Raw genomic sequence first — 24,984 nt, forward strand, 5'->3', positions numbered from 1 at the left:
AACAACTGAACCACCGTCCAAGAAAAACGCTCGGCTATGAAACACCGGGCAGTTTGTTCTTGGGGATATTTAAACCGTTAATTTCCGATGTTGCACTTGAAATGCGAATGTAAGGGCCTTTTGCGGCGGATTCCAAGTATGCGGCGAAACGCTACACGCCCCGTTTTAAAGGGGAATTGGGCATGGCGCGTTCGGCATGGATACGGGCTTTTTCTTCTTCCGACAAGGTTTTGTTGGTGAACCAAGCCTGTTGCGTTATCTCATCGCCGCCCACCACGCTGCTCACGCCCGCTTTTAATGCGTCATAGCCTTGTTTGGCCACCAATACGGGATCGTTTTTCCAGCTGTTATCCCCGAAAGCCGTGGTCTGCATACTGGCACGGGCGTGAAATTCCGTTGCGGTTGCGCCCGGGTGCAAAATCGTAATTTGAATGCCTGTGCCTTTCAACTCTTCGCGAATACCGTTGGCAAACGAGCTTAAAAACGCTTTGGTCGGCCCATATACGCTTTCGTAAGGCGTCGGCGTTGTCGCAGACAAAGAGCTGACAAACAAAAACTTACCGCCTCCGGCACGAATCATATCGGGCAACAGCCCATAAGTTAGGCGGACGGGGGAACCCATGTTCAAATCCATCACTTGCAAATGTTCGGCCAAAGTATGATCGATAAAAGCGCCGCCCACGCAAATACCGGCATTAATCACCGCGATTTCCGGCGGTGCACCGTATTTTTCTGCTGCTGCCAATACCGCGTCATTGCCCGCCGCTGTGGACAGATCTGCCTGCAAGGGCGTCACTTCGATGGCCGGATTTGCTAAGGCAGACGCAGCGGAAAACACCCGTTCACTGGCGCCGGTAATCAGCAAATCATAACCGTCTTGCGCCAACAGTTTGGCAATTTCCAAACCGATACCGGCCGAACCGCCGGTTACTAAAGCCCATTTATTCATTTTGCTGCTCCTGTTACATGATTGTTTTTGGCGAGGCCGTCTGAAACATAAGCGGCAAAAGCCTCCCGATAATCCGGATGCCAGCGCGATAAGGCCGGACGGTTCAAAATCAAGTCATCCGCCGCCCATTGCAGGCGCAGCGCGTCCAATTCAGCATTTACCGCATTGTCCGGACAAAGAATATAAAAATCGCCCTGCTCGAAACGCGGTATAAAATAATCAATTAATTGCGCCGCCGTCCACGGTTCGTCCGGCTTGTCCGCCAGATTGCTCAAATCCTGATGAGGGAAATTCATCGGCGTCCAGGTGTAGCCGGGCACAAACAAATGTGCCGTGATTTTATCACCCGCCGCCATAAGCAACTCATGCGCCAGCTGTTCGGTCAACACTTTCACGCCTGCTTTCGCCACAGAATAGGCCGCATTCCCCGGCGGCGTGGTAATGCCTTCTTTTGAACCTAAATTGATAATGGCACTTCGTCCGGCCTGCGCCAGCATGGGTTCGACAAACAAAATCTGCGTCTGCACAATCGAAAAGAAATTAACCTCCATCTGCCGCCGCCATGCCACCATATCGTGCCACGGATCGGCACCTGCGCTGATACCGGCGTTATTCACCAAAATTGCGGTTTCTCCAAAGCGGTCAAACGCCGTATCCCGCAAACGGGTCAAGGCTGCTGTATCGCAAACATCTCCGGTTATGCAGCAGACTTCAGTATCCAAGCGCTCCGCCAACTGCGCCAAGGCCGCGCCGTCATTATCCAGCAAGCACAATCTCAGCCCCAAACGGGCAAAATGTTCGGCCAATGCCGCGCCGATTCCTTTTGCCGCACCGGTAATCACGGCCACTCGTCCAGCCTGTAATAAATCCGTATTCCGTTTCATTTTCCGCTCCTTGCGATGACTTGCATTCCATCTTAGGCGCGTTATAATTGCACGTCTATCTATAATTTTGCAATTTATAATTTTAAAAATCAGAATTATGCTTAACCGTTTTGAAGCCCTGAAAATCTTCTGCTCCGCCGCAGACACTTTGCAATTCAAAGAGACCGCCCACCGCTTGGCCGTGTCGCCGTCGGTGGTCAGCCGCGTCATCAGCGAGTTGGAAGATGATTTGGGCGAACCCTTGTTTATACGCAGTACCCGTCAAGTGCAACTGACCGACTTCGGCAGCCGCTTTTTTGCGCGTGCCAAAGCCCTGCTGGACGAAAGCGAACAGTTGTTTGCGTCATCATCGAAATTAAACGGCGCAGAAATGGCCGGTACGGTGCGCATTACCATCCCCGAAATCGCCTGCGATACAGTGTTACTGGCAGAATTAATGCAGGCTTTACGCCCTTATCCCGAGATTGTTTTAGACTGGCGTCTGGATAACGCGCGCTTGAATGTGGTGACAGAAAAAATCGACATTGGCCTGCGTGTCGGCGTGATGGAAGACAGCAATTTGATTGCCCGTCGGCTGGGACAAACCCATGAAAAAATCGTGGCCTCGCCTGAGTATGTGCGCCGCTATGGTTTGCCCGCCGATGTTAGCGATTTGCAGCGCCGCTTTCCGCTTTCGGAAATGATGAACGGCAATACCGGCCGCTTTTGGCCGTGGCGTTTTCAAAACAACGTGCAGTTTTCCCCCTACAAAACCGGTTTCATTTCATCCGACATCCACAGCAATCTGCAAGCCGCACTTTCCGGCGTGGCCGCAGTACAGTTACTCGAATGGGCCTGCCGCCCCTATCTGCAACGGGGCGAATTGGTAGAGCTGCTGCCCGATTTGCCGAAAATCCAATGGCCGGTTTACCTCTACCGCCCGCAACAAACCGTTACCCCCGCGCGGATTAAACGGGTTTTCGACCTGCTGGCCGAAATTTTGCAAACCCGTTTTTTCCAGCAAGAAATACTTTTATAAACAAATAATTGAAAGCCGAAAGCAAAGGCCGTCTGAAAATGCAAAATGATTTTCAGACGGCCTACATAAAAAAACACCGACTGACAAAAATCAGTCGGTGTTTTTAAATAGGGTGGCGAGCCAAACCCCCGGCACTGGCGCATCAGAGTGGGCTGCTGGCTTCCGCCCCTGACCCGTTGTTCCGAATAACCATGCGGGGAGACCCGCCGTTGAGAAGCGCATTATAACGGCTTTTGCGGCAAATACCAAGCCCCGCAGCCGCTTTCTGCGCAGATAGTAGAAATTGTCAACAATATAAATCGCTTTCAGTCTCATTCTTAGAACGAAAAAGACTAAGAAAACGTCTGCTTTTCCATTGTAAAACAAGGCAAACTGGATTAAAGTAGCAAACTTTCACACATCCCTGCCTGCTGTTTTCAGACGGCAAAAAAGCAAAAAATAATATTTTCTACGGAACACCAGCCATGACCTCAACCACCGCCCCACAGCGTATCCGCGAAATTCCCTACAACTATACTTCCTATACCGACCGCGAAATCGTCGTCCGCCTGCTGGGGGAATCGGCTTGGCAGATTTTGAACGACTTGCGCGGCCAGCGCAAAACCGGCCGTTCGGCGCGTATGCTGTTTGAAGTATTGGGCGATATGTGGGTGGTGGAGCGCAATCCCTATCTGGTGGACGATTTACTCGACCATCCGCACCGCCGCGAGGCGCTGGTGGGCGAAATACGCCACCGTTTGAGCGAAATCCAAAAGCGCCGTGATGAAAACGCGCAAGTGGATTTACTGGTGGAAGCGGCACAGGCGGCGGTGCAGCGTTTTGACGACAGCTTTGAAGCCACGCGCCGCAAGCGCAAGCAGGTTTTGGAGCGTTTGAGCAAGATTACCAAGCCGCACAATATTATGTTTGACGGCCTCGCCCGCGTGGTGCACGTAACCGACGCGACCGACTGGCGCGTGGAATATCCGTTTGTGGTCATCAATCCCGACAGCGAAGCCGAAGTCGCGCCGCTGGTAAAAGCCTTAATCGAATTGGATTTGGTCATCATCCCGCGCGGCGGCGGCACGGGCTATACCGGCGGCGCGATTCCGCTGGACGCAAACAGTGCGGTCATCAATACCGAAAAATTGGATATTCACAACGGCGTGCAATACATCGCCCTGCCCGGCTTGGAAGGCAAACATCCTGTTATCCATTGCGGCGCGGGCGTGGTCACGCGGCGCGTGGAAGAAACTGCGCACAAGGCCGGTTTGGTGTTTGCCGTCGATCCCACTTCTGCCGACGCTTCCTGCGTAGGCGGCAATGTGGCGATGAACGCGGGCGGTAAAAAAGCGGTGTTGTGGGGCACGGCACTCGATAATCTGGCCTACTGGCAGATGGTCAACCCGCAGGGCGAATGGCTGCGCATTGAGCGCGTGCGGCATAATTTCGGCAAGATTCACGACGAAGAAACCGCTGTTTTCGACATTCATACCCTGTCTTCAGACGGCCTCAAAATCGTGAAAACCGAGCGTTTGGAAATTCCCGGCCACAAATTCCGCAAAGTCGGCTTGGGCAAAGACGTGACCGACAAATTCTTGAGCGGCCTGCCGGGGGTGCAGAAAGAAGGCACCGACGGCATTATTACCAGCGTGGCCTTTGTGTTGCACCGCATGCCCGCGCACACGCGCACGGTGTGTATGGAATTTTTCGGCACGGTCGCCAACGCCACGCCGTCTATCGTGGAAATCCGCGATTACCTGCTGGGTCATGAATCGGTGAAACTGGCCGGTTTGGAGCATTTGGATTGGCGCTACGTCCGCGCCGTGGGCTACGCCACCAAAGCGGCGGGATGCGGCCGCCCGAAAATGGTTTTGTTGGCAGACGTAGTGTCTGATGACGAAGCGGCAGTAGAGGAAGTGGCCGCGCATATCGTGGAAATGACGCGCAAACGCGACGGCGAAGGTTTCATCGCCGTCAGCCCCGAAGCGCGCAAAACTTTCTGGCTCGACCGCAGCCGCACCGCCGCCATCGCCAAACACACCAACGCCTTTAAAATCAATGAAGACGTGGTAATCCCGCTGGAGCGTTTGGGCGAATATTCAGACGGCATCGAGCGCATCAACATCGAATTATCCATTCAAAACAAACTGGCGCTGTGCCGCGCCCTGCTCGATTACCTGCAAGGCCGTCTGCCGGTCGATAATATGGGCACAGATCTGCCCAGCAGCGAGCTGTTGGGCGATCGCGGCAAACACGCGCTCGCGCATGTTGCCGCCGTCAAAGAGCGTTGGGAATGGTTGCTGGAAAATATGGACGCGCCGCTGGCCGACTACAAAGCGCGTTACGGCAAAGCGGTGCATGCCGATGAAGCGGCGCAAGACAATGAAAGCTGCTTTATCGCTTTTCGCGATTTCCGTCTGCGCGTGTCGGTAAAAAGCGATGTTGTGAACCCCCTACGCGAGATTTTCAGCGGTAAGGCCGATAGCAAAATCATTGAAAACCTGCAAAAAATCCACAGCCGCGTGGTGCGCGGGCGCGTGTTTGTCGCGCTGCACATGCACGCGGGCGACGGCAACGTGCACACCAACCTGCCGGTCAATTCCGACGACGCCGACATGCTTCAGACGGCCTACCGCGCCGTTGACCGCATTATGCGCCTCGCCCGCAGCTTGGACGGCGTGATTTCCGGCGAACACGGTATCGGCATTACCAAGCTTGAATTTTTGAGCGACGAAGACATGCAGCCCTTCTGGGACTATAAAGACCGTATCGACCCCGACCACCGCTTCAACCGCCACAAGCTGATGAAAGGCAGCGACCTGCGCAACGCCTACACACCATCGTTTGAACTTTTGGGCGTGGAATTGTTGATTATGGAAAAATCCGCGCTGGGCACCATCGCCGATTCGGTAAAAGACTGCCTGCGCTGTGGTAAGTGCAAACCCGTCTGCTCCACTCATGTGCCGCGCGCCAACCTCTTATACAGCCCGCGCAACAAAATCCTCGGCGTCGGCCTGTTGACCGAAGCGTTTTTATACGAAGAGCAAACCCGTCGCGGCGTATCGGTAAAACACTTTGAAGAACTCACCGACCTGAGCGACCACTGCACCGTGTGCCACCGCTGCGTCAAGCCCTGCCCTGTCAACATCGACTTCGGCGACGTAACCGTGGCCGTGCGCAATTACCTGACCGATTCCGGCCACAAACGCTTTATCCCCGCCGCCGATATGGGCATGGCCTTCCTCAACACCACCAACCCGAAAGCCATCAAACTCTTACGCGGCGCGATGATTAAAACCGGTTTTCCGGCGCAAAATTTCGCCTACAAAATCGGCAAGCTGCTGCCGACCGTGAAAAAGCAGAAAGCCAAGCCCAAAGCCACCGTCGGCGCCGCGCCGGTCAAAGAGCAGGTGATTCATTTCATCAACCGCCCGCTGCCCAAAAGCGTACCCGCCAAAACCCCGCGCGCCATGTTAGGAATTGAAGACAACAAAACCATTCCGATTATCCGCAACCCGCAAACCGCCGAAGACAGCGAAGCCGTGTTCTACTTCCCCGGTTGTGGCTCGGAGCGGCTTTTCAGCCAAATCGGTCTGGCAACGCAGGCGATGTTGTGGCACGTCGGCGTGCAAACCGTCTTACCGCCGGGCTATATGTGCTGCGGCTACCCGCAAGACGCAGGCGGCAACAAAGCCAAAGCCGAACAAATGACCACCGACAACCGCGTCTCCTTCCACCGCATGGCCAACACGCTCAACTACCTCGACATCAAAACCGTCGTCGTCAGTTGCGGCACCTGCTACGACCAGTTGGAAAAATACCGCTTTGAAGAAATCTTCCCCGGCTGCCGCATTATCGACATCCACGAATTTTTACTGGAAAAAGGCGTGAAACTCGAAGGCGTGCAAGGCCAGCAATACCTGTATCACGACCCTTGCCACAGCCCGATTAAAACCATGAACGCCACCCAAATGGCGAGCGAGCTGATGGGGCAGAAAGTCGTCTTGAGCGACCGCTGCTGCGGCGAAAGCGGCATGTTTGCCGTCAAACGCCCCGACATCGCCACGCAGGTGAAATTCCGCAAGCAGGAAGAGATTGAAAAAAATCTGGCCGAACTCGCCCCCGCCCCGGGCGACAAAGTCAAAATGCTCACCTCCTGCCCCGCCTGCTTGCAAGGCCTCAGCCGCTACGCCGACGATAACGACATGCCCGCCGACTACATTGTCATCGAAATGGCCAAGCATATCTTGGGTAAAAACTGGTTGGACGAATTTGTACAAAAAGCCAATCAAGGCGGGGTGGAACAGGTAAGGCTGTAACCATCCGGCAGTGGATAAAACACGTAAAGGCCGTCTGAAAATCGGGGAATATGCCCGGTTTCAGACGGCCTTTTTTATCGGCTGCCGGCTGCCTTAGCTTGATGATACACAAATAAATCAATCAAACATGCTAATTTGATTGATTATTTTCATTTAAACAATATGCCGTCTATAAAAGACTCGAACACATTGATTCCTACTACTTTTCTTACAAAATCTCACCAAAAATCTGTCAAAAAAATACAACTGCCTTTCTTTTACCGCACCACTGTCAACGATTACAAATTTTGTAAAACTTCATCTTACCATCCACATATATTATTTTATTTTGTGATTACTTATCAAAGTATTAAATACATTTATATTGATTGCATAACGTAAAATACGCCTAAGCCAAAAATAGAATTGTTGACAATATTTTTTGAAATGGCGGACAATCCCAATTAATCCGTCCTCAGTACGGCCGCTTGTACCGACCGTACTGTACCAACGACACCGATATTTTGTTTATATATTACTGTTTCCGACAAACGAACGATTGCCGGATTTCCCACAAAAGGACATTGCCATGCATTTGAGTGCTCGAGAACAAGAGAAGCTGATGTTGTTTTTGGCCGGCGAATTGGCGGCCAAACGGCGCGCACGCGGCTTGAAATTAAATTACCCTGAAACCGTCGCCTATATCTCCAGCCATCTGCTGGAAGCCGCCCGCGACGGCATGAGCGTGGCCGAATTAATGCAATACGGCGCTACGCTGCTGACGGTAGATGATGTGATGGAAGGCGTGGCCGAGATGGTGCATGAAGTGCAAATCGAGGCCACCTTCCCCGACGGTACCAAGCTCGTGACCGTACACCAGCCTGTCCGCTAAACCGCGCTTACGCCGATTAGCCCGAATAATTTTCAGACGGCCTCTGTCATACAGCAGACACCGTTGCGACAAATGGAAAGAACATCATGACTCCCGGAGAATATATTACCGCCGAAGGCGATGTGGCCGCCAATCTCGGCCGCCAAACCCGTACCCTGACCGTAGCCAACTTGGGCGATCGCCCGATTCAAGTCGGCTCGCATTACCATTTTTTTGAAACCAATGCCGCGCTGCAGTTTGACCGCGAGGCAGCCAAAGGTTTTCACTTAAACGTGCCCAGCGGCAATGCCGTGCGCTTCGAGCCGGGCGAGAGCAAAACCGTTGAGCTGGTCTCTTTCGGCGGCAATCAGGTTTTACACGGCTTTCACAATGACACCAATGGCAAAGTGGCCGTTGCCAACGATACCGGCAAACCCGCCTTGGTGATTCCGCGTGCGCAATATGCCGCCACTTACGGCCCGACCGTCGGCGACAAAGTGCGCTTGGGCGATACTGGCCTGTTTGCCACCGTGGAAAAAGATTTGCTGACCCACGGCGACGAATGCAAATTCGGCGGCGGCAAATCGGTGCGCGACGGCATGGCGCAATCGGCCACTGAATCACGCGACAATGAAAATGTATTGGATTTTGTCATCACCAATGTATTGATTATCGACCACAGCGGCATTATCAAGGCCGACATCGGTATCCGCGAAGGCAAAATCGTCGGTATCGGCCAAGCCGGTAATCCCGACACCATGGATGGCGTAACGCCCAATATGATTATCGGCGCGTCAACCGAAGTGCATAACGGCGCCCACCTCATCGTCACCGCCGGCGGTATCGACACCCACATTCACAATATCTGCCCGCAACAAATTACCCATTCGATTGAAAGTGGTATTACCACCATGATTGGCGGCGGCACCGGCCCGGCCGACGGCACCAACGCCACCACCGTCACCCCGGGCGCGTGGAACATGCGCCGTATGCTGCAAGCCGCCGACGCTTATCCGGTAAACCTGGGCTTTTTCGGCAAAGGCAACTGCGCTTCCAAAGAGCCGCTGCGCGAGCAAATCCGCGCCGGCGCATTGGGTTTGAAAATCCATGAAGACTGGGGTGCCACCCCTGCCGTGATTGACGCGGCGCTGGGCGTAGCCGATGAAATGGACATCCAAGTCGCCATCCACACCGACACGCTCAACGAAGGCGGTTTCTTGGAAGACACCATGAAAGCCATCAATGGCCGCGTGATTCACACCTTCCACACCGAAGGTGCGGGCGGCGGCCATGCGCCGGACATCATCAAAGCGGCGATGTACCCGAACGTATTGCCCGCTTCGACCAACCCGACCCGTCCTTACACCGTCAACACCATCGACGAGCATTTGGATATGCTGATGGTCTGCCACCACCTCGACAAACGCGTGCCGGAAGACGTGGCCTTTGCCGACAGCCGTATCCGTCCGGAAACCATCGCCGCCGAAGATATTTTGCACGACATGGGCGTGTTCTCGATTATGAGTTCCGACTCGCAAGCGATGGGGCGTCCTGCCGAAGTGATTCTGCGCACCTGGCAAACCGCTGACAAAATGAAACAGCAGCGCGGCGCCCTGCCGGAAGATTCAGACGGCAGCGACAACTTCCGTATCAAACGCTACATCGCCAAATACACCATCAACCCCGCCATCGCCCACGGCATAGACCAATACGTCGGTTCGGTGGAAATCGGCAAAATGGCGGATTTGGTGTTGTGGAAACCGGCCTTCTTCGGTGTCAAACCGGAAATCATCATCAAAAACGGCTTCATCAGCTACGCGCGCATGGGCGACCCGAACGCCAGCATTCCGACCCCGCAGCCGGTGATTTACCGCCCGATGTTCGGCGCAGACGGCAAAGCCGTGGCGCATACCGCCGTGTTGTTTGTGTCGCAAGCCGCCGTGGATGCTGACATCCGCAGCGAATATGGTTTGGAAAAAGCAACCCTGCCGGTCAAAGGCTGCCGCACCATCGGCAAAAAAGACCTGATTCACAACAACGGCACGCCCGAAATCAGCGTTGACCCCGAGCGTTACGAAGTGCGCGTCGATGGCGAACTGATCACCTGCGAACCGGCGAAAAACCTGCCTTTGGCGCAGCGTTATTTCCTGTTTTAACCTGCTTTCAGACGGCCTTTCAAGCAAGAAGGCCGTCTGAAAAATTCAAAAAAATATTGATATGAACTTAATTATCCAAGATATTCTGCCTGCCGATACCGCTATTGCCGCCTCTGCCGAGCGCGACAGCGTGGAATTGGAATGGTACGAAGCCGACCGCCGCATTTTGCGCAAAACCACCGTCGGCGGGCGCGATATGGCGTTCCGCCTGCTCAAAGAAGGCCAGCGTTTGGAACACGGCGATTTGGTCTATGCCGACGACAAATTGGCGATTAGCGTGGTCATCAAGCCCAGCGACACCATCGTTTTGGCGCCGCAAACCCTGCCTGATATGGCGCGTGCCTGCTACGAAATCGGCAACAAACATTCGCCGCTGTTTCTCGACGGCAACGAATTGCTGCTAACCTATGACCAACCGATGTTCCTCTGGCTGGAAGCCGCCGGTTTCGCGCCGAAAAAAGAGCAGCGCCGCTTGAGCCATGCCCTGCGCGCCAACTCTGCGCAAGGCGTCGGCGGCGGTCATTCGCATTCGCACGACCATGACCACGCGCACGGCCACAGCCATTCGCATGACCATGACCACGGCCATTCCCACAGCCACGGGCATCATCATGAGCACTAAACTTACCTCGCTGCTGCATTTGGTCGATCCCACCCTGCCCATCGGCGGTTTTAACCACTCCGGCGGTTTGGAAACCTTTGTACAACAACGCATTGTCAACAGTAAAGCCGATTTGCAAGAATATGTCAGCGTGCAACTGGCGCAAAGCTGGGCGCACAACGATGGTGCTTATGTGTCGCTGGCTTACACCGCCGCAACCGACGGCGACAGCGCCGCGCTGCTGAAGTTGGATGAAAAAATCGCCGCCAACAAAGCACCGCGCGAAGTGCGCGAAGCCGCCACCAAATTGGGCGTGCGCCTGCTGAAAATTTTTGCCCGCTACGATGAAAACCCGCTGTTGCAGGATTTTCAGACGGCCATCACGCAAAAGCAAGCTTACGGTTTTTATCCCTTGGTGTTCGGCATGATTGCCGCGTTGGAAGGCTTGCCCAAAGAAGAAACCCTGACGGCGTTTTACTACAATGCCGCCGTCGGCGCGATTACCAACGGCGTGAAGCTGATTCCGCTCAGCCAGATGGACGGGCAGGATATTCTGTTTTCCCTGCGTGAACCGATTACCGCAGCGGTGGAATCCAGTCTGCACCCCGACCAAGACATGCTCGGCGCCGCCAGCATTGCCAGCGACATCCGCGCCATGCAGCATGAGCGCTTGTATTCGCGGCTGTATATGAGTTGACCGTATCCGTTTCAGACGGCCTGGCCGTCTGAAAACCGGTTTGATTTAATTGAATTTTTCCCTTTTACCACTAGGACTTTTATCATGAAAAAATTTCTGACTCTGATTGCTTTAACCACCGTTTCCGCCGCTGCCATGGCGCACCCCGGCCATGCCGATACCGGCCTGATGAGCGGCTTGGTACACCCCGTCAGCGGCATTGACCATATTTTGGCGATGTTGGGCGTGGGCTTGTGGGCAGCTTCGCTCGGCGGCAAAGCGCGTTGGGCGCTGCCTGCCGGTTTCGTGGCAATGATGGCCGTCGGTTTTGCCTTTGGTGCCAACGGCGGTGAAATTCCGATGATGGAACAAGGCATTGCCGCCTCTGTTTTGGTGATTGGTTTGGCTGCTGCTTGGGCCAAACGCATTCCGGTTGCCGCAGCCGCTGCGCTGGTGGGCGTGTTCGCTCTGTTCCACGGCGTGGCGCACGGCGTGGAAATGCACGGCTCTTCTGCCTTGGCTTACGCCGGCGGCTTCCTGGTCAGCACCGTTGTCCTGCTGGCTGCCGGTTTATTTGCCGGTACTGCCCTGAGCAAAAACGTATGGTTCAACCGCATTGCCGGTACTGCCATCGGCGCGGTTGGCTTGGGTCTGCTGTTTGCCTGATATGCACGCAGGACGGCTGAAAAAGCCTGTCTGTCGGCAAGGTTATCGCCTTGTTAACGGCTGTTAATTTCGCTTTTCAGACGGCCTCACGCGCTTTTTTCCCTCACGATAACAACTGAAAACAGAAAGTCTCCCATGCGCAACTACATCAAAATCGGCGTGGCCGGCCCGGTGGGTGCGGGCAAAACCGCCCTGATTGAACGCCTGACCCGCCAAATGGCCAGCGAATACAGCATTGCCGTCATTACCAATGACATCTACACCCGCGAAGACGCGGAGTTTCTGACCAAAAACAGCCTGTTGCCCGCCGAACGCATTATGGGCGTGGAAACCGGCGGCTGCCCGCACACCGCCATCCGCGAAGACGCTTCCATGAACTTGGAAGCGGTGGACGAAATGGTGGCGCGTTTCCCCGACGTGCAAATCGTATTTATCGAATCCGGCGGCGACAACCTTTCCGCCACATTCAGCCCGGATTTGGCCGATGTCACTATTTTCGTGATTGACGTGGCGCAAGGCGAAAAAATCCCGCGCAAAGGCGGCCCGGGCATTACCCGTTCCGATTTGCTGGTGATTAACAAAACCGACCTCGCCCCGTTTGTCGGCGCCAGTTTGGAAGTGATGGAACGCGACGCGCGCCGTATGCGCGGCGGCCAGCCGTTTGTCTTCACCAACCTGCGCACCGACGAGCATTTGGCCGATGTAATCGGCTGGATTAAAAAATACGCGTTGTTGGAAAATGTCGAAGAACCGGCCGGTTTGGTACGTTGATTTTCAGACGGCATGTAGGGTGGATTCCACCCTACGCATTTTTTAAAACCATGTTTTTTCAGACGGCCTCAAGGCCGTCTGAAATCTGCCCACCCTTTCCCTGACCCGCCTATGCACGCCAAACTCACCCTCGATACCCAAATCCGACAAGGCAAGACCACGCTGAAAAACTGTTTTGTCACGCCGCCCTTAAAGCTGCTGCCGCTGCCCACACAAGCCGACGGCATGTTGCGTGCGGTGCAGATGTCCGCCTCACCCGGTTTGCTGGCGGGGGATATTATCGAAACCGAAATCGAGGTGTGCGAACACGGCGCATTGTCGCTGTTTACCCAAGCCTTTACCCGCGTCTTGAGTATGCGCGAGGGCGATAAAGCCGAGCAGCGCACGCATATCCGTATGCAGCCGCACAGCCGTTTGTGTTTCCTGCCGCACCCTTTGGTGTTGCACGAAGGCAGTACGCTCATCCAAACCACCGATATTGATTTGGGCGACCACTGCAACCTGCTCTACGGCGAAATCATCGCCGCCGGACGGGTATTGCGCGATGAAAAATTCGCCTTCGCCCGCCTGTCGTCGCATTTGAATATCCGCCACCACGGGCGCGAATGGATTACCGACAACATCCAATGGCAACTGGCGCACTATCCGCTCAATGTTATCGGCCAAATGGAAGGCTACACCCACCAGCTCAATCTGTTCTACGCCGACAGCGGCAAAATGCCGTCTGAAATCCGTGCGCAAGTTGATGATGTGTATGCGGCGCTGTCGGAATCTTTTGCCGATTCAAACATTTTATGGGGCGTTACCCAAGCCAATGAGCAAGTATTGTGTTTGCGCGCTTTGGCCAACAATGCCCAAGATTTGCAACAGCTGCTGCAAGCGGCCGTCGGCCAGCTCCACAGCGGCCAGATTACACCGCAAACCGCCGTCTTTTTCCGTTAATTTCTGGCGTTTTTATTCTTATCATGAAACTGATTCAAACCACCCTGACCGGTATCGGCCAAATCTTCTTGCAGGAAAACTATTTTTCCGGCCTGCTGATTACCATCGGCATGTTTTTCAGTCACTGGGCGCTGGGCGTTGCCTGCCTGCTCGGTTCGCTGATTGGCACACTTACCGCGCAGGGCTTGAAATTCCCTGAAGAGCAAATCCAGCAGGGGCTTTACGGCTTCAATGCCAGCCTTGCCATGATGTGCGCCCTGTTCACCTTTGGCGAAGACGACCCTTCGCGTCTGACAGTATGGCTATTAGGCGCTGTTGCCGCCGTTGTCGCCACCTTGATTATGCGCGTCTTTATGAAAGCCGGCCGCCCCGCCTACACCTTCCCGTTTGTCTTAACCAGCTGGGCATTCTGCTGGGGCGTGGCGCATTTCGGCCTGTTTGGTTTAGCGCAAACCACGCCGCCGCTGGCCGACTATACCGACCCGATAAACGCCGCCATCGAGCCGCTCTACGCTTGGGCGGAAGTCAACTTCGGCTCATCGCTGCTGACCGGCTTGTTTTTATTTACCGGCATCGCCATCAGCTCTCCCCATGCCGCCATGTGGGGAACGGCTGCCGCCACTTTCGGCACGGCATTGGCCGCCTGGCTGTTTAACATCAACGGCAACAGCCTGGCCAACGGCTTATACGGTTTTTCCGCCGTCTTAGTCGCCTGCGCCTTTGTCGGCAACCGCCTATTGGATTTGATTTACGTCGTGCTCGGCATTGCCTTGGCCGTCATCATCCAATACGCCGTCGCGCAAACCGGCCTGTCGGCCTACACCTTCGGCTTTATCGCCGCCAGCTGGCTGGTGTTGTTTGCCAAAAAATACCTTGAACGCACCGCCTTAGCTTCTCCCCGAGCCTGATTCGTCTTTTTTATACCTAAGGCCGTCTGAAAACACCGCATAATATTCAGACGGCCTTTATTCTGTATTAAAATAACAGCCGAACCACCTACCCCACATTTTCCCATGTCCAAAAAAATTCTGATTATTTCCCCCAGCTGGATTGGCGACTGCGTCATGACCCAGCCGCTTTACCGCCGTTTGCACGAATTAAACCCCGGCTGCACCATCAACGTCTTCGCGCCAAAATGGTCGATGGCCGTATTCGAGCGCATGCCCGAAATCAACGAAATCTTTGAAAATCCTTTCGGCCACGGCGCTTTGGATTTGAAAAAGCGTTGGCGCGTCGGGCGCGAATTGGGCAAGCGCGGTTACGACCAAGTCATCGTATTGCCCGGTTCGCTCAAATCCGCCGTCATCGCCTTTGCCACCGGCATTAAGCAGCGCACCGGCTATGTCGGCGAATCGCGTTATATTTTGCTCAACGACATCCGCAAGCTGGATAAAGCCGCGCTGCCGCTGATGGTGGATCGTTACACCGCATTAGCCTACCCCACGCAAGCGGCTTTCAACGGCCATTCTGACAATCCCTTATTCAAAATCGACCCCGCCAGCCAGCAGGCGGCCTTAGCCAAACACGGCCTCAATACCGCCCAACCGGTCTTGGCCTTCTGCCCCGGCGCCGAATTCGGCCCGGCCAAGCGCTGGCCAACACGCCATTTTGCCGAACTCGGCCGCCGCTATCTGGCGCAAGGCTGGCAGATTTGGCTCTTCGGTTCGCAAAAAGATTTTGCCACCGCCGAAGAAATCAATGCGCAAACAGGCAATCAGTGCCGCAATTTGTGCGGACAAACCAGCTTGTCCGAAGCGATTGACCTACTCGCCTGCGCCGAAACGGTGGTCTGCAACGACAGCGGCCTCATGCACCTGGCCGCCGCGCTCGACCGCAAACTGGTGGCGGTGTACGGCTCGTCCAGCCCAGACCACACGCCGCCCTTGTCCCCAAAAGCCAAAATTGTCAGCCTGCATTTGGAATGTTCGCCCTGTTTCAAACGCGAATGCCCGCTGGGGCACACCGACTGTCTCAACAAGCTCACGCCGCAAATGGTAGATGACGCCGCCTGCGAATTGGCGCAAAACCAATAGCCTGTTATAAAACCGTCAGGCCGTCTGAATCGAATTTCCTTTCAGACGGCCTAGGGGCTGTTGGCACTTCATCCGCGAAGCAGATTTTCGAGGGAAAACGCAGTTTCAGCGAAGCTAAAAGGCGCGATTGCAAGGCGCAAGGCGCAGCAAGGTTGGACACCTTGCGAGCAGTTGCAACGCAGCAGGCGCGTTTTTTCACCGAAAAGATGCCGCATGATGAAATGCCAACAGCCCCTAACAGTTTTCATTTGATTATCACAGTGTTATGATAATCCACAGAATCCGCATGATGGAGGACGAAACGATGAAAACATGGATAACAATCGGGTTGTTGGCGCTATCAGGCAACCATGCAGCGGCAGAATCCATCGAGACGCTCCGCCCCACCGTGCCCACCGTCGAAACGGAAAACAGCAACGGCAACACCACCGGCAGCGGCAACGAATTACCCAACGCCAGTATCAACATCGGCAACGGCGCCAATACCCGCTATACCGCCGACTACACCGTGTTCAATAATTTGGATCGCGGCGACACCTCCGCCGGCGGCGAAGAAGCCAACCTGAGCGTCCAATCCATCGGCTTTTCCGCCATCTACGATTTTCGCAACAGCAGCGCCGTTACCCCCTACGCCGGCGCCCGCCTCGGCCTCAACCGCCTGCGCCTCGACAACGGCAGCGAACCCGGTTCGGAAAGCTACCAAACTTACGAAGAACGCATCCGCCTCGGCGCAGGCGTAACCGCCGGTGCGCAATACACCTTCAAAGAAAAATTCGCCGTCGATGCGGGCGTGTCCTACAACTATCTGGGCAAGCTCAATACCGACAATACCCAAGCCAGCCAGTACAGCGCCACGGTGGGGCTGAAATACAAATTCTAAACAGCAAGGCCGTCTGAAATATTTTCAGACGGCCTTTATGCTTGAATTCCGTTTCAGACGGCCTTATTATCGCTAAATCTTTTTCATTATTTTCAGGCCGAAACCATGTCCGCGATTCAAGAATACGTCCGCCATACCGCCGCTGCCGCCAAGCAAGCCTTTTATACCTTGAGCACCGCCACCACCGCGCAGAAAAACGCCGCGCTCCTGCGCATGGCCGAGCTGATTAAGCACCATCAAGCCACCATTCTTGCCGCCAATGCGCAAGATATGGAAAACGCCGCCGCCAAAGGCTTAGACAGCGCCCTGCTCGACCGTTTGAAACTGACCGAAAAAACGATGGACGGCATGTGTGAAGGCTTGCGTCAAATCGCCGCATTGCCCGACCCGGTGGGCGAGATGGATGAATTCCGCCTGCGCCCCAACGGTTTGCAAATCGGCAAAATGCGCGTGCCGCTGGGCGTGATCGGCATTATTTACGAATCGCGCCCGAACGTAACCGTTGACGCAGCGGCCTTGTGCCTCAAATCGGGCAACGCCTGCATTTTACGCGGCGGCAGCGAAGCGTTTCACAGCAATATGGCGATTGCCAAACTGATTACGCAGGCTTTGATTGAAAACAGCCTGCCCGCCGATGCCGTGCGCCTGATTGAAAACACCGACCGCGAAAGCGTCGGCGCCATGCTGCAAAGCCCCGAATTTATTGATGTGATTATCCCGCGCGGCGGCAAATCGCTGGTGGCGCGCATTTCCGCCGAAGCGCGCGTGCCAGTCATCAAACATCTTGACGGCATTTGCCATGTGTATATCGACCGCGCCGCCGACTCCGAAAAAGCGGTTAACATCGCCTTCAACGCCAAAACCTCGCGCTACGGCACGTGCAACACCATGGAAACGCTGCTGGTGCACGCCGACCGCGCCGCCGAAATCCTGCCATTGCTGGCCGAAAAATACGCCGAAAAAGGCGTGGAACTGCGCGGCTGCGCACGTACTTTGGCGATTTTGCCTAATATTCAGACGGCCACCGAAGAAGATTGGGACACCGAATACCTCGCGCCCGTGTTGGCGGTTAAAATCGTGGACAATTTGGCCGAGGCCATCGCCCACATCAATACCCACGGCAGCCACCACACCGATTCCATCGTTACCGAATCCTATACCGACGCGCAGATTTTCTTACGCGCCGTGGACAGCAGCAGCGTGATGGTCAACGCCTCCACCCGTTTTGCCGACGGCTTCGAATACGGCCTCGGCGCGGAAATCGGCATTTCCACCGACAAAATCCACGTGCGCGGCCCGGTCGGTCTGCACGGCCTGACCTCGCAAAAATGGGTGGTGTTGGGTAACGGGCAGGTGCGCGGCTGAGCCATTCCTGTGATTCCAACAATACAAAGTGATGTCTGACATCAATAAGGCCGTCTGAAAATCAGAAATTTTCAGACGGCCTTTAGGGTCTGTTGGCGTTTCATCCGCGAAGCAGATTTTCGGTAAAAAAACGCGGATGCAAGGCGCAACGCGCAGCAAGGTTGGACACCTTGCGAGCAGTTGCAACGCAGTAGGCGCGTTTTTTTACCGAAAAGATGCCGCGTGATGAAATGCCAACAGACCTTCTGATATAACAAAAACATCTTTACATCAAACCAACCATTCTTTCCCTTTTTGCGGCAGGCTGTTTAAAGTAACGCCTAATCTGAGAAAATAAGGACACGCCATGACCGCCCCTTCCGCACCATTATTACGATTCATTACCGCCGGCAGCGTTGACGACGGCAAATCCACCCTTATCGGCCGCCTGCTCTACGACAGCAAAACCCTGCTGACCGACCAGCTCGACAAACTCGACCAAGCCGCTGCCAACGGCGAGCTGCCCGATTTTGCCAGCCTGACCGACGGTCTGGCCGCCGAGCGCGAGCAAGGCATTACCATCGACGTGGCCTACCGCTATTTCGCCACCCCGAAACGCAAATTCATCATCGCCGATACCCCCGGACACGAGCAATACACCCGCAACATGGTAACCGGCGCCTCTACTGCCGACGCCGCCATTGTCTTGGTGGACGCCACCCGCGTGGATTTCTCCGGCGACGAACCCGTTTTGCTGCCGCAAACCAAACGCCACAGCGCCATTTTGAAACTCTTGGGCTGCCCCAACATCATCGTGGCGGTGAACAAGCTCGACCTGCTCGGTTTCGACCAAGCCAAATACGAGGCCATTACCGCCGCCTACCAAAAACTGGCGCAGCAAATCGGCCTGAAAGCCGCCGTGCACTTCCTGCCCATCAGCGCCCTGCAAGGCGACAACATTGTCAACGCCAGCGCCAATACCCCGTGGTATCAAGGTCTGCCGCTCTTGCCGCTGTTGGAGAGCCTGCCCGTTTCCCGCACCGACGCTGTTGCCCTGAGTGCCCATTTCCCCGTGCAGCGCGTAGCGCGTCAAGACGGCAGCAGCAGCGACGATTTTCGCGGTTACCAAGGCCGCCTCGAAGCAGGCCGTCTGAACGTCGGCGACGAAGTCAAAGTCCTGCCCAACGGCCAAAGTGCCAAGATTGCCGAAATCTACAACCCCAACAGCAAAACCGACAGCGCCGAAGCAGGCGAAGTGTTGACCCTCACCCTCGACCGCGACATCGACATCTCGCGCGGCAACGCCATCGTCGCCGCCGACAGCCCCGTCGCGCCCGAGCAGCAATTCCAAGCCGCGCTGTGCTGGTTTGACGACATTCCGCTCAACACCCGCCGCAAATACCTCTTGAAACACACCACCCAAACCACAGCGGTGAAAATCAGCGAAATCGCCTATGTGTGGGACGTGAATACCCTCAGCCAAGTGGAATCCGCCACCGAGCTGAAGCTCAACGACATCGGCCACGTCAGCCTGAAAACCCAACAACCACTGAACGCCACCACCTACGAGCAAAATCCCGCCACCGGCGCGTTTATCCTGATTGACGAAGCCACCAACCATACCGTTGCAGCGGGTATGATTCGCGGCGGGAATCAGGCTGGGGATTTTGAGATTTAAGGGTTGTTTGAGAACCTGAAATGCGAACAAGGCCGTCTGAAAATATTTTCAGACGGCCTTTCATTTATTTTTAATGTGAGTTCGGGATAAGCAGATAGAATATCTTTTTAAATTTCAGAAACATGTTCCTTTTGACAGACAGAATCCTCGCGGATTCGTCATTAGCTTCGCCAGTCCGCTACGCCCCCCGCGCAGGCGGGAATCCAGGCGTTTGAGCTTCTGATACCTTGAAAACATTGCAGAAATGCTAGGCTTCTGGATTCCCGCCTGCGCGGGGGGCGTAGCGGACTGGCGAAGCTAATGACGAAAATCTGGCGATTTTCTGTCTGCCGAGATATCGTATGGTTCTAAAAATAATAAAAAATATTTAAAACGCTTATCCCAAACTCACGTTATTTATACAAATTCCAACCAAATCATCACACCGCCGCTTCGCTGCGTTCCCCCGTGCGAATCCGAATCGCTTCTTCCACCGGCAAGACAAAAATTTTGCCGTCGCCGATTTTACCCGAGCGGGCGGTTTCGACAATCGCTTCGATGGCGCGTTCGACATCGTTGTCTGCCAACACCAGCTCGATTTTCACTTTCGGCAGAAAGTCCACGGCGTATTCCGCACCACGGTAGATTTCGGTGTGCCCTTTTTGGCGGCCAAAGCCTTTGACTTCGCTGACGGTCATGCCGGTAATGCCGATTTCGGTCAGCGCCTCGCGCACGTCGTCAAGTTTGAAGGGCTTGATAATCGCCTCGATTTTTTTCATGTCGGTTTCCTTTTTTCATTAAATATTTTTCAGACGGCCTTACGCTATGCTTAGGCCGTCTGAAAAACCGTTTATCCGAAAACGAAATTAGCACAAAGCCTTTTTTTATTCAATCCTGCGCTTGAGGCCGTCTGAAAATGGACGACATCCGCCCTACCCGCCAGCGCAAACAGTCAAGCAAAAACACCGTATTGCGCGTATAATACGGGCGTTTCCAACCGCATTTGAGAACCGTATCCATGTCTGTTGTTTTGCCCTTGCGCGGCGCGGCCGCCCTGTCTGATTTCCGTGTTGAAAAACTGTTTCAAAAAGCAGCCGCCCTCGGCCTGCCCGAAGTGAAGCTGGAAAGCGAATTTTGGTATTTCGTCAGCAGCGAAAAAGCGTTGGACGCAACCACCGTCGGCCAACTGCGCGCGCTGTTGGATGCGCAAAGCGTTGATAACGTGCCTGCCGCTTCAGACGGCCTGCACCTCTTTTTGATTACCCCGCGTTTGGGTACGATTTCGCCGTGGGCTTCCAAAGCCACCAATATCGCGGAAAACTGCGGCATTGCCGACATTGAGCGTATCGAGCGCGGCATGGCGGTATGGCTGCGCGGCGCATTGACCGCTGCGCAAAAACAACAGTGGGCGGCTTTGCTGCACGACCGCATGACCGAAAGCGTGTTGCCGTCTATCCAAGACGCGGCCAAGCTGTTTGCCCACCATGAATCGCAAACTTTCTCAACTGTTGACGTGTTGGCGCAGGGCAAAGACGCGCTGGTGAAAGCAAACAGCGAATTGGGTTTGGCCTTGTCTGCCGATGAAATCGATTATCTGGTGGAAAACTATCAAATCTTAAACCGCAATCCGAGCGATGTGGAATTGATGATGTTTGCCCAAGCCAACAGCGAACACTGCCGCCACAAAATTTTCAACGCCGATTTTATTTTAAACGGCGAAAAACAGCCCAAATCCCTGTTCCGCATGATACGCGACACCCACGAAGCGCACCCGCAAGGTACGGTCGTGGCGTATAAAGACAACTCGTCTGTCATCGAAGGCGGCAAAATCGAGCGTTTCTACCCGCAGGCCGATGAAAACCAGGGCTACCGTTTCCACGAAGAAGACACCCACATCATCATGAAAGTGGAAACGCACAACCATCCCACCGCCATCGCCCCGTTTGCGGGCGCGGCCACTGGCGCGGGCGGTGAAATCCGCGACGAAGGCGCTACCGGCAAAGGTTCGCACCCGAAAGCGGGTTTGACCGGCTTTACCGTGTCCAATCTGAATATTCCGGGTTTGGAACAACCGTGGGAACAGGCCTACGGCAAGCCCGGCCACATTGCTTCGCCCTTGGACATCATGATTGAAGGTCCCATCGGCGGCGCGGCGTTCAACAACGAATTTGGCCGCCCGAATCTCTTGGGCTATTTCCGCACCTTTGAAGACAAATTCGACGGCCAAGTGCGCGGCTACCACAAGCCGATTATGATTGCCGGCGGTTTGGGCAGCATTCAGGCGCAGCAGACGCATAAAGACGAAATTCCCGAAGGCGCGTTGCTGATTCAGCTCGGCGGCCCGGGCATGCTGATTGGTCTCGGTGGCGGCGCGGCTTCCTCTATGGATACCGGCACCAACGACGCTTCTTTAGACTTTAACTCCGTACAACGCGGCAACCCCGAAATCGAACGCCGTGCGCAAGAAGTCATCGACCGCTGCTGGCAGCTGGGCGATCAAAACCCGATTATCTCGATTCACGATGTGGGCGCGGGCGGCTTGTCCAATGCCTTCCCCGAATTGGTCAACGACGCCGGCCGCGGCGCGGTCTTCAAGCTGCGCGACGTGCCGCTGGAAGAACACGGCCTGACCCCGCTGCAAATCTGGTGCAACGAATCGCAAGAGCGCTATGTATTGTCGATTTTGGAACAAGATTTGGACACTTTCCGCGCCATCTGCGAGCGCGAACGCTGCCCGTTTGCCGTGGTCGGCACCGCCACCGACGACGGCCATTTGCAGGTACGCGACGATTTGTTCCACAACAATCCGGTGGATTTGCCGCTGAACGTGTTACTGGGCAAACCGCCTAAAACCACCCGCAGCGACACCACAGTATCCCGCCAAACCCAAACCTTTGTTTCAGACGGCATCGATTTGAAAGAAGCCGCCTACCGCGTGTTGCGCCTGCCGGCCGTAGCTGCGAAAAACTTCCTGATTACCATCGGCGACCGTAGCGTGGGCGGCATGACCCACCGCGACCAGATGGTCGGCCGCTACCAAACCCCCGTAGCCGACTGCGCCGTCACCATGATGGGCTTCAACACCCACCAAGGCGAAGCGATGTCTATGGGCGAAAAACCGACCGTGGCGCTGTTTGACGCGCCCGCCTCCGGCCGTATGTGCGTGGGCGAAGCGATTACCAACATCGCCGCCGTGAATATCGGCGACATGGGCAACATCAAGCTATCCGCCAACTGGATGGCCGCCTGCGGCAGCGCCGGCGAAGACGAAAAACTGTACCGCACCGTCGAAGCCACTTCGCAAATCTGTCAGACATTGGACTTGAGCATTCCGGTGGGCAAAGACTCGCTGTCGATGAAAACCGTCTGGCAGGACGGCGCGGAACAAAAATCCGTGGTATCGCCTTTGAGCCTGATTATCTCCGCGTTTGCGCCGGTCAAAGACGTGCGCAAAACCGTGACCCCTGAATTGAAAAACGTCGCCGACAGCGTGTTGCTGGCCATTGATTTGGGCTTCGGCAAAGCGCGTATGGGCGGCTCGGCTTTGGGTCAGGTGTACAACAATTTAACCGGCGAAGCGCCCGATTTGGACGACGCAGGCCGTCTGAAAGGCTTCTACAACGCCATCCAGCAGCTGGTCGCCGAAGACAAACTGTTGGCCTACCACGACCGTGGCGACGGCGGCCTGTTTGCAACACTGGCGGAAATGGCGTTTGCCAGCCGTGTGGGGTTGGATGTGGATTTAAGTTCTTTGTTTGAAACAACTTTGAATGAAGTTTCTATTAATGACCGCTGGAATGGTTACACACTACCCAATTCCAAAGTCGAAAATCAGATTGTGACTCGAGCATTATTTAATGAGGAACTAGGCGCTGTTTTACAAATTAGAAAATCAGATTTACCTGAAATTAAGCGTTTGTTAATAAAGGCCAAACTGTGGAAATCTGAATACACTATTACTAATGAAGACTTTTTACAAAAGCAAGGTGTACATATAATTGGTTCAATTAACCAATCAGAAAAAATTAGCATCTCCTATCGCTTAGGGATTAATCAGCCAGAAAAATCTTATAGCTTTAGCCGTCTGAATCTGCAACAGGCCTGGCAGGAAACCAGCCACGCGATTCAAAAACTGCGCGACAACCCCGCCTGCGCCGACAGCGAATTTGCCCTGCTCGCCGACAACGCGCGCAGCGCCCTGTTTGCCGATTTGCGCTTTGATGTCAACGAAGACATCGCCGCGCCGTTTATCAACAGCGGCGTCAAACCGAAAATCGCCATCCTGCGTGAACAAGGTGTCAACGGCCAAATCGAAATGGCCGCCGCCTTTACCCAAGCCGGTTTCGATGCCTATGATGTGCATATGTCCGACCTGATGAGCGGCCGCGTGTCGCTGGAAACCTTCCAAATGCTGGCGGCTTGCGGCGGTTTCAGCTACGGCGACGTACTCGGCGCGGGCGAAGGCTGGGCGAAATCCATCCTGTTCCACCCCGCCCTACGCGACCAATTCAGCGCGTTTTTTGCCAACCCGAACACACTGACTTTGGGCGTGTGCAACGGCTGCCAAATGGTGAGCAATCTGGCCGACATCATTCCGGGCACAGAAAACTGGCCGAATTTCCGCCGCAACCTGAGCGAGCAGTTTGAAGCCCGCCTGAGCATGGTGAATGTGCCCAAATCCGCCTCACTGATTCTGAACGAAATGGCCGGCAGCAGCCTGCCCGTGGTCGTCAGCCACGGCGAAGGCCGCGCCGATTTCACCCGCACCGGCGGCCAAATCCCGGCTGGATTGGGCATTTCGCTGCAATATGTGGACGGCAAGAACCAAGTGGCCGACACCTACCCGCTCAACCCCAACGGCTCGCCCTCGGGCATTGCCGGTGTCACCAACGCCGACGGCCGCATCACCATCATGATGCCGCACCCCGAACGCGTGTTCCGCGCCGCGCAAATGAGCTGGAAACCTGAAGACTGGACGGGCGAACAATCCGGCTGGGCACGCCTGTTTGCCGGTGCGCGTAAGGTGTTGGGCTGAACCGCCGCTTGATTAAGCCATGATAAGGCCGTCTGAAAAGCCGGGGAAATCTTTGATTTCTCATCTGCTCTTTTCAGACGGCCTTTTTTGACAGGCGAAAATAAATGGAATGATGTCTGACTAAAATTAAGGGGCTGTACTAGATAACTAGATTTATTCAAAATCATTTAGAATAAATCCCATGAAAAAAAGTCGACTGAGCCCTTATAAGCAAAACAAGC

Annotated in this window: 19 protein-coding genes and 1 other RNA gene; 15 read left to right on the forward strand and 5 right to left on the reverse strand. The window is 54.9% G+C overall.

Annotated elements, in window-relative coordinates; genetic code table 11:
* Window positions 1-151 precede the first annotated feature (151 nt).
* Both J2T37_RS09950 and J2T37_RS09955 read right to left on the reverse strand, forming a co-directional pair.
* The gene (locus J2T37_RS09950; protein WP_253355518.1) at window positions 152-949 is read right to left on the reverse strand and encodes an SDR family NAD(P)-dependent oxidoreductase; all 798 of its coding nucleotides are present in this window, start codon (window positions 947-949) and stop codon (window positions 152-154) included.
* Entirely contained in the window at window positions 946-1,833 is an 888-nt protein-coding gene (locus J2T37_RS09955; RefSeq protein ID WP_253355520.1) for an SDR family NAD(P)-dependent oxidoreductase, read from the reverse strand. Before J2T37_RS09955 ends, J2T37_RS09950 begins: the two co-directional genes overlap by 4 nt.
* 97 nt (window positions 1,834-1,930) lie before the next feature.
* On the opposite strand from J2T37_RS09955, the gene J2T37_RS09960 reads away from it, so the two are divergent.
* Window positions 1,931-2,851 carry a LysR family transcriptional regulator gene (locus tag J2T37_RS09960; protein WP_253355522.1) on the forward strand — a complete coding sequence of 307 codons (921 nt, stop codon included), beginning with the start codon at window positions 1,931-1,933 and terminating at the stop codon, window positions 2,849-2,851.
* A 111-nt stretch (window positions 2,852-2,962) separates the two neighbouring features.
* On the opposite strand, the gene ffs is transcribed toward J2T37_RS09960, so the two are convergent.
* An RNA gene (gene ffs / locus J2T37_RS09965) (signal recognition particle sRNA small type) lies at window positions 2,963-3,059 on the reverse strand.
* 256 nt (window positions 3,060-3,315) lie between these two features.
* Here ffs and J2T37_RS09970 point away from each other — a divergent pair.
* The 10 genes from J2T37_RS09970 (at window position 3,316) to waaF (ending at window position 15,847) form a co-directional block, all read left to right on the forward strand.
* Window positions 3,316-7,152 carry a DUF3683 domain-containing protein gene (locus tag J2T37_RS09970; protein ID WP_253355524.1) on the forward strand — a complete coding sequence of 1,279 codons (3,837 nt, stop codon included), beginning with the start codon at window positions 3,316-3,318 and terminating at the stop codon, window positions 7,150-7,152.
* A 568-nt stretch (window positions 7,153-7,720) separates the two neighbouring features.
* On the forward strand, window positions 7,721-8,023 hold the full coding sequence (ureA, locus tag J2T37_RS09975) for an urease subunit gamma (RefSeq protein WP_253355526.1): 303 nt from the start codon (window positions 7,721-7,723) through the stop codon (window positions 8,021-8,023).
* An 86-nt stretch (window positions 8,024-8,109) separates the two neighbouring features.
* Window positions 8,110-10,158 carry an urease subunit alpha gene (gene ureC, locus J2T37_RS09980; protein ID WP_253355528.1) on the forward strand — a complete coding sequence of 683 codons (2,049 nt, stop codon included), beginning with the start codon at window positions 8,110-8,112 and terminating at the stop codon, window positions 10,156-10,158.
* Window positions 10,159-10,219: 61 nt separating this feature from the next.
* On the forward strand, window positions 10,220-10,780 hold the full coding sequence (ureE, locus tag J2T37_RS09985; RefSeq protein WP_253355530.1) for an urease accessory protein UreE: 561 nt from the start codon (window positions 10,220-10,222) through the stop codon (window positions 10,778-10,780).
* Window positions 10,770-11,456 (forward strand): urease accessory protein UreF, encoded by a 687-nt coding sequence (locus J2T37_RS09990; RefSeq protein ID WP_253355532.1) that lies wholly within the window; start codon window positions 10,770-10,772, stop codon window positions 11,454-11,456. The genes ureE and J2T37_RS09990 overlap by 11 nt, the downstream gene beginning before the upstream one ends.
* A gap of 84 nt (window positions 11,457-11,540) precedes the next feature.
* Window positions 11,541-12,101, forward strand: a complete 561-nt coding sequence (locus J2T37_RS09995) for a HupE/UreJ family protein (protein WP_253355534.1) — start codon at window positions 11,541-11,543, stop codon at window positions 12,099-12,101.
* 135 nt (window positions 12,102-12,236) lie between these two features.
* Complete coding sequence (gene ureG / locus J2T37_RS10000) at window positions 12,237-12,872, forward strand: urease accessory protein UreG (protein ID WP_253355536.1); 636 nt, start codon at window positions 12,237-12,239, stop codon at window positions 12,870-12,872.
* A 111-nt stretch (window positions 12,873-12,983) separates the two neighbouring features.
* Window positions 12,984-13,814, forward strand: coding sequence for an urease accessory protein UreD (locus tag J2T37_RS10005; RefSeq protein WP_253355538.1), 831 nt, complete (start codon window positions 12,984-12,986; stop codon window positions 13,812-13,814).
* A 23-nt stretch (window positions 13,815-13,837) separates the two neighbouring features.
* A complete protein-coding gene (locus J2T37_RS10010; protein WP_253355540.1) occupies window positions 13,838-14,722 on the forward strand; it encodes an urea transporter in 885 nt (294 codons plus the stop codon).
* A gap of 105 nt (window positions 14,723-14,827) precedes the next feature.
* Complete coding sequence (waaF, locus tag J2T37_RS10015) at window positions 14,828-15,847, forward strand: lipopolysaccharide heptosyltransferase II (protein WP_253355543.1); 1,020 nt, start codon at window positions 14,828-14,830, stop codon at window positions 15,845-15,847.
* Window positions 15,848-15,851: 4 nt separating this feature from the next.
* Here the strand turns inward: waaF and J2T37_RS10020 are convergent, their stop codons facing one another.
* Complete coding sequence (locus J2T37_RS10020) at window positions 15,852-16,046, reverse strand: hypothetical protein (RefSeq protein WP_253355545.1); 195 nt, start codon at window positions 16,044-16,046, stop codon at window positions 15,852-15,854.
* Window positions 16,047-16,133: 87 nt separating this feature from the next.
* Between J2T37_RS10020 and J2T37_RS10025 the strand changes: the two genes are divergently transcribed.
* From J2T37_RS10025 to J2T37_RS10035, 3 genes are all read left to right on the forward strand, one after another.
* The gene (locus tag J2T37_RS10025; RefSeq protein WP_253355547.1) at window positions 16,134-16,727 is read left to right on the forward strand and encodes an opacity family porin; all 594 of its coding nucleotides are present in this window, start codon (window positions 16,134-16,136) and stop codon (window positions 16,725-16,727) included.
* Between the two features lie 105 nt (window positions 16,728-16,832).
* Entirely contained in the window at window positions 16,833-18,092 is a 1,260-nt protein-coding gene (locus J2T37_RS10030) for a glutamate-5-semialdehyde dehydrogenase (protein ID WP_253355549.1), read from the forward strand.
* 346 nt (window positions 18,093-18,438) lie between these two features.
* Entirely contained in the window at window positions 18,439-19,749 is a 1,311-nt protein-coding gene (locus J2T37_RS10035) for a sulfate adenylyltransferase subunit 1 (protein ID WP_253355552.1), read from the forward strand.
* Window positions 19,750-20,168: 419 nt separating this feature from the next.
* Here J2T37_RS10035 and J2T37_RS10040 read toward each other — a convergent pair whose 3' ends face one another.
* Entirely contained in the window at window positions 20,169-20,507 is a 339-nt protein-coding gene (locus tag J2T37_RS10040; RefSeq protein WP_253355554.1) for a P-II family nitrogen regulator, read from the reverse strand.
* Between the two features lie 239 nt (window positions 20,508-20,746).
* Here J2T37_RS10040 and purL point away from each other — a divergent pair, with 239 nt between their 5' ends.
* Window positions 20,747-24,763: a phosphoribosylformylglycinamidine synthase gene (purL, locus tag J2T37_RS10045; RefSeq protein ID WP_253355557.1), complete on the forward strand. Its 4,017-nt coding sequence runs from the start codon at window positions 20,747-20,749 to the stop codon at window positions 24,761-24,763.
* The last annotated feature ends 221 nt before the right edge of the window (window positions 24,764-24,984 follow it).

Source organism: Neisseria perflava, from assembly GCF_024170405.1.
Taxonomy (GTDB): Bacteria; Pseudomonadota; Gammaproteobacteria; order Burkholderiales; family Neisseriaceae; genus Neisseria; species Neisseria perflava_B.